Annotated in this window: 7 protein-coding genes and 1 tRNA gene; 6 read left to right on the top strand and 2 right to left on the bottom strand. The window is 56.6% G+C overall.

What is annotated here, in order from left to right; genetic code table 11:
* Window positions 1–183 precede the first annotated feature (183 nt).
* A tRNA-Lys gene (locus PHQ58_RS22985) sits at window positions 184–259 on the top strand.
* 458 nt (window positions 260–717) lie between these two features.
* On the opposite strand, the gene PHQ58_RS22980 is transcribed toward PHQ58_RS22985, so the two are convergent.
* Both PHQ58_RS22980 and PHQ58_RS22975 read right to left on the bottom strand, forming a co-directional pair.
* Window positions 718–1,398 carry a hypothetical protein gene (locus PHQ58_RS22980; RefSeq protein ID WP_300116094.1) on the bottom strand — a complete coding sequence of 227 codons (681 nt, stop codon included), beginning with the start codon at window positions 1,396–1,398 and terminating at the stop codon, window positions 718–720.
* Window positions 1,399–1,428: 30 nt separating this feature from the next.
* Window positions 1,429–1,938 (bottom strand): helix-turn-helix transcriptional regulator, encoded by a 510-nt coding sequence (locus PHQ58_RS22975; RefSeq protein WP_300116091.1) that lies wholly within the window; start codon window positions 1,936–1,938, stop codon window positions 1,429–1,431.
* A 144-nt stretch (window positions 1,939–2,082) separates the two neighbouring features.
* Between PHQ58_RS22975 and PHQ58_RS22970 the strand changes: the two genes are divergently transcribed.
* The 5 genes from PHQ58_RS22970 (at window position 2,083) to PHQ58_RS22950 (ending at window position 6,318) form a co-directional block, all read left to right on the top strand.
* Window positions 2,083–2,346, top strand: coding sequence for a hypothetical protein (locus PHQ58_RS22970; RefSeq protein WP_300116088.1), 264 nt, complete (start codon window positions 2,083–2,085; stop codon window positions 2,344–2,346).
* Between the two features lie 10 nt (window positions 2,347–2,356).
* Window positions 2,357–2,833, top strand: a complete 477-nt coding sequence (locus PHQ58_RS22965; protein WP_300116086.1) for a helix-turn-helix transcriptional regulator — start codon at window positions 2,357–2,359, stop codon at window positions 2,831–2,833.
* Window positions 2,834–2,835: 2 nt separating this feature from the next.
* Complete coding sequence (locus PHQ58_RS22960) at window positions 2,836–3,099, top strand: hypothetical protein (RefSeq protein WP_300116084.1); 264 nt, start codon at window positions 2,836–2,838, stop codon at window positions 3,097–3,099.
* Window positions 3,089–5,497 (top strand): Mu transposase C-terminal domain-containing protein, encoded by a 2,409-nt coding sequence (locus PHQ58_RS22955; protein ID WP_300116082.1) that lies wholly within the window; start codon window positions 3,089–3,091, stop codon window positions 5,495–5,497. The genes PHQ58_RS22960 and PHQ58_RS22955 overlap by 11 nt, the downstream gene beginning before the upstream one ends.
* Window positions 5,498–5,583: 86 nt before the next feature.
* The gene (locus PHQ58_RS22950; RefSeq protein WP_300116079.1) at window positions 5,584–6,318 is read left to right on the top strand and encodes an ATP-binding protein; all 735 of its coding nucleotides are present in this window, start codon (window positions 5,584–5,586) and stop codon (window positions 6,316–6,318) included.
* Window positions 6,319–6,465 lie beyond the last annotated feature (147 nt).

Here is a 6,465-nt window from a genome sequence, read left to right as displayed (position 1 = left end):
CTACTCAGGTGGCAAAAAGCTGATGGACATCCGCAAGGCCAACTACGTCACGCTCGGCGGCGACAACGCCGGGGAACATTTGCTGATGTAGTGCCAATTGCAGCGATCCTCCGCTGCGACAGAAAGTGGCGAATTTTGTCGCTATAATTTGCGGCTTCAATCGACGGCAACACCGTCACGACCGGGAATTTAGCTCAGTTGGTAGAGCAGCGGACTCTTAATCCGTAGGTCGAGAGTTCGAGCCTCTCAGTTCCCACCATATACAGCAAGGGTTTGCCACTATCAATACAGTAGCAAACCCTTTCCATTTTTTGCTCTTACAGACTTTTTACAGACAGCGGTACACGATTCTGTACCGTGAGGCCATCTCCAGGAATGCCATCGTTCAGGGTTTCGTAACTGTCACGAAAATTGTGGGGTGGCAATCGTTTTTGCACATGCAAATAATCCTGCAAAACCTTATAAGTGCTTGAATTGATTGAAAAAAATCGCCGTTTGAGAAAAATTGGGTTTTAGATGGAAATAGCAACGGAATATCAAAATTTGGGCTAGTTTTTGCGCAGGCATCGTAAAAAAACGGATAGGGGTAATCGGCTTTCGGCGGATCACCCCTTTTTTGATGGGTTGGAGCGTTAATTGAGGGCTTGGAAAGCCCGGCGCGGCATGTCAATTAACGAATCAAGGCTTATCGGCAACTGGCCCAAAGTTGATCCAGGATCACGCTTTCTTCTTTCCCATAATGTAGCGATACGTAGCCTCTAACTCTTTGGTATCCAAATCAGCAAGGCTGGATTTATCGAAGTTCTTGATGATGTAGGCTACATAAGCAAATTCGTCGCCAAGTTCGTTCTTGCAGCGGGCCTTGATTGCGCCAATGCGCTTATTGCGGTGTCCCGGCACCTTCTTGGCGGCGCTTGACATGCTGTTTAGCCTGGATATCTGGCTGCGAAACCACTTACAACCTGCCTCAAACTGCTCTGGCTTGAGTTCAGCATATCCGCTTACCTTCATGGCGCGGTTAAACCTACCCCATGCGGCTTGGTAAGTCAGTACGTTTTTTTTGATTGCATTGTGTGCCGTCATCCACTCGTCCCTGAGACGTGTAAGTTCGGCTTTCTGCTGTGCATCAATCACCCCATCAGCCGTTTTTACGACTACCTTCGGACGTGCTGGCTTGTGGTGGTGGGTAATGTTTTGCGTGATATCCCTCCCTGCAACAGCATTCCCATTGCCGTTCACATATATGGTGCCCTGTTTTGGGTCTGGGATGGCTGGGATCGATGTCTTTGGCGCTGGTGGATTACGTTTCCTGACTGGCTTTGCCGGCGAATCTGTTGGTGCAGAATCTTTAATCAAATCAACGATTTTTTGTTTTTTATTGGCGTTGTAGTCTGACACTGGTTGTCTCCCTGAGTGAAATGCCGCGTTTCAGGCGGCGAGTTTGATGAATTTGATGACGTTGTCCTTTTGATCCATGTCCAGCAGCAGATCATAGACGGCGGCGAGCAGCGCGGCGCGTTTGGGTGGTGGCATGGCGGCGTAGCGGGGGCCAAGGCCCTCGTCAACCGCTTCTATGGCCAGGGTGAGACGTTCAATATCCTCCATGGCGATGGACGCGGGTGCGGCCTGGGGAATCATGGGGATGCCGGCGCTGGCGCCGCGCATCTTGGGGCCACGGCCTGCGGCCAGCCACTCGATGTTGACGTTTCCGGCGTCGGCCATGGCGACGAGGTTTTCTGAGTTCGGCAACGTGCCTGAAAAATACTTCCGAAGAGTCGCTTCACCGATACCACAACGGCGCCCAAAAGCAGTAACTGACTCTTGTCCAAGCATGTCGCGCAAGCGCGTAGCTAGTTCCGAGTCTTTTTTCCGACTCGGAACTTTATCAACGTGTTGAGACATGAGTTCCGAGTCAGAGATAACTGATTGATTTCTCATGGCATCCATCCTTTCCAAGGGTACTGACCCCTGTTTTTGACTCGGAACCAACTCGGAACAAAAAAAATATAAAAAAGTTCGCAAAACGAACTATTGTTCGCATACACTAATCCGTAACGAAAGTTTTAACGCAATGGAGCCATTATGACAAGTGCAGCAGGAAAAACCGCCCCTTTGGGCACACCGCTGGAGGTGCGTGCCCGGATCATGACTTTGGGATGGCCCAGTATGGCGGCGTGGGCCAATGCTCATGGCTATCAACCAGCCACGGCACGTTTGGCCATGCGTACCTGGGGCCTGCGCACCGACCGTGTGCCGCATGGGGGCCTGGCGCGTGCGGTGGTGCGTGATTTGCGCGCCACCATGGAGCAAGGAATTACCCCAAGTGATCTAAGACCTACTGTTTAAGGAAATTGCGATGACAACCCATGAACGGATCAGGGCTTGGCGCGAGTCTTTGGGCTTGACCCAAAAGAGGTTTTCCGTGTTATCTGGAATCCCTGAAGCGTCTCTAAGACGGTATGAATTACGTGATGCTCGGCTGGGTGATCGTGCCAGGGATCGACTGGCATCGACAGGAGTCAACATCATTTGGATTCTTACAGGGAAAGGACCGATGTCGCAAACTGAAAACATGCCTAAGCGCAAACTAGATAAACAACCTGTAGCGCCGCTAGAGAAAGAGACGATAGTTAAAAATTCAATAGCAAATGAGCGAATAAAAACTGTCCAGGATGCCACCTTCGAGGGTTGGCTGGTGGAGGCACAGCGGGATGCGTTGACCAACATGAACACCACAACGGGTGAAGCCTTTGGCAAGCACTGTGATGACTTCATGAAGCTCACCAACGCATACCAAGTGTTCAACCATTTTTTGAGACTGAGCCGGGGTTGATCATGGTGCGCTTGACACAAGACCCACCGCCGACACCGCCGCGACCACTGTCTACCGAAGAGCGTCGCAAGCAGGCAGCCATGAATGCCAGCGTGAAAACCTTCAGGCTGTGGGCGCTGGAGCAGCAAAACCAGGCGCTGCATGACGCGGAAGACCTCACAGGCGAAGAAAAAGAGCGCTGCATGCAGAAGGTGCAGCTGCTTTTTGAAGCCTGGAAAGCGACGGTGGTGTTTGAGCGTGAATTTGGAGCTGATCGTGGCAATTAAAGAATGGTTTACGGCGAAGGAATTGGCGGGTATGCCTGGGATGCCAGGGACTGAGCGCGGCGTCCTGAAATCGCTGAAAAAAAATTTAGCCGTATCGCGAACTAAAGTACGCGGATTCGGCTTTGAGTACGCAATTAAAAGCCTCCCCCAAGAAACCCAAGCCCACATAGCCGCCCAAGTCACCGCCCAGGTGCTGGCCTGCCTGCCCGCCGAAGTCGCCGCCTCTGGCCTGCTGCCCGCCACCGTACCCGGCCAAGCGTTAACAGACACCGCCCGCGCCACCGCCACCGCCCCCGCCGTCCAGGGCCAAAAAGGCGAGCCGCTTGACCCCTGGCTGCAAACCAACCAGCAGCGTGCCGTGGGCATGGCCCGACAGACCGTGCTGCGCTACGTGCAGCGCATCGAAGACGAAGCCGGATGCACCACTCGCCGGGCGATGCTTACCTTTCTGACCACCGCCGCCGCTGGCCGCCTGGATGGCGACGTGTCTGCCGCCGTGCTGGAACTCAGCCGCGACAGCCGTGGCAGAAAGGCCAGCACCGCCCACCCCAACGCCCAAGGCCTGCCCACTTTGCGCACCCTGCAAGGCTGGCTCAAGCGTGCCAAAGAGTCCAAAGAAGAGCAAACCGGCGACAACCTGGCCCCGCGCCTGCCCCAGGCTGTCATGGCGCTGGAACCCTGGATGGTGCTGGCCGTGGAACTCAAACGACGGCCGCAAAAGCCCACCACCGCCTCGGTGCTGGCTGACATGAAAAAAGCCTGGCCCGACTTCAGCCGCGAATGGGTGCAAAAAAACCGCAAAGCCCGTGCCGGTGCCCTGGCCACGCCCGAGCAACTCAAAGCCCTGGCCGAGCGCCTGAGCTTCCCCAGTGCCGACCAGCTCTACCGCTTTTTCCGGGAGAAATTCAGCCAGCTCGACCTGCTTGACGGCCAGCACAAAGGCAGCGCCCTGCGCGCCCACAAGTTCTACCAGCACCGCACCAACGCCGGGCTGGAGCCCTTTGTTGAAGTGCATGCCGATGGCTGGAACACCCACTTTCTGGCACCGCACCCCGTCACGGGCGAATACGTCAGCTATGAAGTCTGGCACTTCCACGACGTGGCCACGCGCTACACCACGCCGTTATCAATTGGCATGAGCGAAAGCGCCGACGTGATCCTCAAAGGCCTTGAAGAATGCATCCGCGTGGGTGGCATCCCCGCCGTGTGGCAAACCGACAGCACCGGCAGCGTCAAAAACGCCAAAGTGCAGTTTGACCCTGTGGCCAGCATCAGCGCCCGCGCTGGCATGACCGTGGTGCACCCCGCCACCGTGGGCAACAGCCAGGCCAACGGCATTGCCGAGAACTACAACACCCGGCTTGACCGCGAAAGCCGGGCACTGGCCACCTACATGCACCCCGAGCGCATGGACAGCCTGGCCTTCAAACAGGTCAAAAAATTCACCAGCCACATGGTCAAGGCGCAAGCCAAGGGCGACCTTGAGGCCCATAAACTCGCCCGCGATGCTGCCCTGCGCGTGGGCAAGGGCATCCTGTTTGAGACCAAAGACCAGATGGTCAAGTGGCTGGATGACGTGCGCGTCAAAAGCAACAACACGCCCCATAGCGCCCTGCCAAAAATCACCTGCCCCACCACCGGCAAAAAACGGCACCAGACCCCGCAGGAGGCCCTGGACGGCGCCATCAAAAACGGCTGGCAACCCGTGGCCGTGGACGAATGCACGCTCACCGAGCTGTTCATGCCACACGAACGCCGAACCGTCACCCGCGAAACCGTGCACGCCTTTGGTGGCCAGCGCTACTACCACGAGTCCTTAAGCGCCTACAGCAGCGTGCCCGGCAAGCCCAAGACTGAAGTCATGGTGGCCATTGACCCCATGGACGGCGAATACGTGTGGGTCAAAGACCTGCAAGGCCGCCTGATCTGCAAAGCCAAGTTTGTGAGCGCCACCGGCTACCGCAGCCAAAGCCTCTACGAATTCGCGCTGGCCAAGCGCATGAGCGCCCAAATCAAACGCAAAGAAAACCAGATTGAAGACATCCAGGCCCGCATGGACCCAGATCGCGCACCGCTTGAGGTCAAAGCTATTGAAGTGGCCAGCGCCCAGGTGTTTGACATTGGCCAGTGTGCCGCCCAAGCCGCCATGGACAAAGCGTTAATCACCCTGGCCCAACAGCGCAAAGAAGCCAGCCAATTAACGCCATCCAGCGAACCGGCCACCGAATCAGCCGACTTCGCCACCCGCTTTTTCAGCGGCGAAACACCCCAAGAAGCCGAAGAAAAAGCCCGCCAGAAACAAGAAGCAATGGATGCCGCCGACCTGCTGGCGCGCATGGATGCAGAGATGCAGGCAATGCAGCAGGAAGAAGAGGAACAACGCCAAGCGGCGATGTGAGTGAGAAGGCGGTTGCCAAGTGCCTCGCACGCACCTGGCAACCATGTTCAGCAAGTGTGAAACCAAAACCAAACGAGGTGAATTGTATGAAACGTGAATTTGTCAAAACCAGCAACGCTGTCCTGTTCGAGGCCAAGATCCGGGAGGCCCAGCAGCGCGGGGCCCGTGAAAGCGGACTGGTGGCCCTGACTGGCCGACCCGGTGAGGGCAAAACCCGCACCCTGCAAGCCTGGGCTGCAGAGGTGGGGGCCGTCATGGTCACCGCCCAGGTTGACTGGACACCGCGCAAGATGATTGTCGAGATTGCCGAAAAGCTGGGCATCGAGATCACCCGTGGCTTTGAGCGCCGCATGGAAGAGATGATCGTCAAGGGAAACATCAGCATCATCGTCGATGAAGCCGGTTTCACCCTGCAAAACAAAGCCGCCTGTTTGGAAAAGCTGCGCGGCATCACCGACAAAAGCAGCACCCTGCTGGTGCTGGTGTTCATGACCCACGACATCAGCCGCCTGTTTGCTGCCAACCTCAAGCAGCTCAAAGACCGCATCAACAACGAATGCAACTTCAAGAAGTCCACCCTTGAAGACGTGGCCCTGGTGTGCGCCCAGCTGTCTGAAGTGCCCATTGCCCCTGACCTGGTCAAACACATCCACGACAAGACCGATGCCTGCATGCGCCTGGTGATCAACGCCATCACCCGCATCGAGATTGCCGCCCGCGTGCGGCCCGAGGCCACTCGCAACAACCCCATGACATTGGCCGACCTCAAAGGCGTGGAGTTGTTCCACGTGCTGGGCCAGGCTGCACGCAAAGGTAACTGAGCCCATGAAGCAGACGACACCACACCGCCCCCAAACCGCCAGCATGATCTTCAAGCGCGGAAAAGGCCGCGCCGTTGGCGAACTCGCCACCGGCCTGCGTGCCAAAGCCTGGCGCGCCATGCGCCTGCTCACCGCCAACCACCCCAA

Source organism: Rhodoferax sp., assembly GCF_028688795.1.
Taxonomy (GTDB): Bacteria; Pseudomonadota; Gammaproteobacteria; order Burkholderiales; family Burkholderiaceae_C; genus Rhodoferax.
Note: the sequence above shows the minus strand (reverse complement) of the source record. Positions and strands in the feature narration are given on the sequence as shown.